Here is a 2,594-nt window from a genome sequence, read left to right as displayed (position 1 = left end):
GTGTGCGACTTGTTTTGCTATAACTGGTTAATACCAGGAAAAGCAAGGACCTAATTTAATTAAGTCTAACTTTCTATCCGAGGACAGGAATGATGAAGCCAAGTTTTCTGAAACTGTCCCGTTGAGACTCCTACATGCGTTCTGTTCGGCAGGAACAAAAGGTATGAAGCTAGGTGAAGTCGGCAGAAGGAAGGCTGAAGCCGCCTACCAAGGAAGGTATGCCAACTGATATGCCGGATGGCTGAAAAATTGTCTATGGTGAGAATGTTCAATCGGGAACTGACTAAACTCCGAATTTACGAATCTAGATGCCTAACTCATGGAAACATGTTTACCAACAGATGTTGGGGCAAGTGGCGTTGAGTACAATTACATGTTAGGAAATACGCTATACCGAACAATGGCGGTATCAAGCTTGCAGGTTCAAAGGGGTCACCTAAGGATAATATGTATAGCTAGGATAGAAGGAACAAGGAAAACAAGGAACGTCGCAATGAGGACTGCCATCCAAGACGGTTGCTATAAGGTATCCACCGAAAAGCATTCATCCTTGTGAGAGTAAGGGCACGACTAATGAAGCTTCCGTAATCGAAGTGGAGGAACAGCCCTGAGTCTTTATAATAGTTTATCTATTTTCTAAAAGTGAACTGTATCGGTCCGGTATGAATGTGGGGACAATCTCTGACAGGGGGTTGCCACAATACAGGCTCTACGTTATTGGGATTACTACAACTTAACAGATACCTTCTCTGATTTATATGATCGAGCCAAACAAGGAAATACTTTTAATCGTCTTTATGAACTAATCACATCTAGAGAAAATATTCTCCTTGCTTATCGAACAATCAAATCAAATAAGGGATCAAAGACAGTTGGTACAGACGGTAAGACAATTGAGAACCTCAGAGTAATGACGGACAACGAGCTAGTAGATCTTGTAAAAACAAAACTAGATAAATACCAGCCAAAGAAAGTCAGACGAGTCTTCATCCCCAAAGCCAATGGTAAAAAGAGACCATTGGGGATTCCATGTATCATCGATCGATTGATACAACAATGCTTTAAACAAGTACTTGAACCAATCGCTGAGGCGCAGTTCTTTAAACACAGCTATGGATTTAGACCACTAAGATCTGCCCACAACGCATTGGCCAGAGTGCAGTTTCTGATTAATAATGGACAACTTCATTATATCGTTGACATTGATATAAAAGGATTCTTCGACAACATTAATCACGCGACCTTGTTAAAGCAAATATGGAATCTAGGGATTCAGGATCGCAAAGTCTTAAGCATCATCAACAGGATGCTAAAAGCTGAAATCGAAGGTGAAGGTGTTCCTGAAAAAGGAACACCACAGGGAGGTATTCTTTCCCCTCTGCTTTCCAATATCGCACTACATGACTTGGATGTATGGGTAGCCGGGCAATGGGAGAATTTCCAGACCAAGCACGCATATACAAAGAGGAATAAATATAGCGCTCTGAAAAAGTCCAAGCTTAAAGAAGGGTTTATCGTACGATACGCTGACGATTTCAAAATCCTTTGCCGAAATTGGGAAACAGCCCAAAAGTGGTTTCACGCAGTAAGACTGTATTTGAAAGACCGTCTAAACTTGGATATCTCCCCTGAAAAGTCGAAAATTTTGAATCTACGGAAGCAGAAATCTGAATTTCTAGGATTCACAATTAAAGCGACTTTGAAAGGAAAGAAGCAAGTTGCACATACTGGTGTGATTGATAAGAAGAAACAACAGATAAGGTTGCAGTACAAAAAACTTATTCAAAACATCAAACAATCACCAACGGCTGGCAACGCGCACAAATTCAATAGTTTTGTTCTCGGTGTTCATAATTACTTTAGAAAAGCGACACATGTATTCAAAGAGTTCTCACGACTTGCCTATGACCTGAAAAAGTTCACCTATAATCGTCTGAAACGATGTGGCATATACGATCATCCAAGTAATCCACCACCAACATACAGGAACTTTTATTCAACCACCTATCGAACGTTCCTAATCAATGGTGTTTATCTCTACCCGATAGTGGATGTAAGCACTTCTAACAACCTAAACTTCAGCCAAGAATTAACACCATATACGTTAGAAGGCCGGAATCGTATCAGCAAAAAACTGAGTGGAGATGTCCAAAAGGAAATCATTAAGTTAATGAAATCCAATAATCCCCAGCGCAGTGCTGAGTATCTGGATAATCGAATTAGCCGGTATAGTATGGCTATGGGCAAATGCGAGATCACAGGTGCATTCCTATACGCCGATGACGTACACTGTCATCATTATGTTCCGTCAAATTCTGGTGGTAACGATAAGTATAACAACTTACGTATTATCCATCGAGATGTCCATAAGCTAATTCATGCTGTGAACCATGAGACGATTATTGAACTCAAAAGCGTGCTGGACTTAACCAAAAGCATGCTTATCAAGGTTAACCAATACCGTAAATTGAGTAACTTGGGAATGATCGATTAAACTATTATCAAGATGGAACGCCGTGTGCGGTGAAAGTCGCATGCACGGTGTGGAGGTGGGGAAAAGGTAGCGACGTAGTCAAAGCCTTACCTATACCTAT

At 40.8% G+C, this 2,594-nt stretch carries 1 protein-coding gene; it reads left to right on the top strand.

The annotated features are described in order from the left end of the window. Nucleotides 1-700: 700 nt before the first annotated feature. Nucleotides 701-2,494: a group II intron reverse transcriptase/maturase gene (ltrA, locus tag HP552_RS00735; RefSeq protein WP_175393858.1), complete on the top strand. Its 1,794-nt coding sequence runs from the start codon at nt 701-703 to the stop codon at nt 2,492-2,494. The last annotated feature ends 100 nt before the right edge of the window (nt 2,495-2,594 follow it).

Origin of the sequence: Paenibacillus xylanilyticus (assembly GCF_013359935.1) — a bacterium.
Lineage (GTDB): Bacteria > Bacillota > Bacilli > Paenibacillales > Paenibacillaceae > Paenibacillus > Paenibacillus xylanilyticus.
Note: the sequence above shows the minus strand (reverse complement) of the source record. Positions and strands in the feature narration are given on the sequence as shown.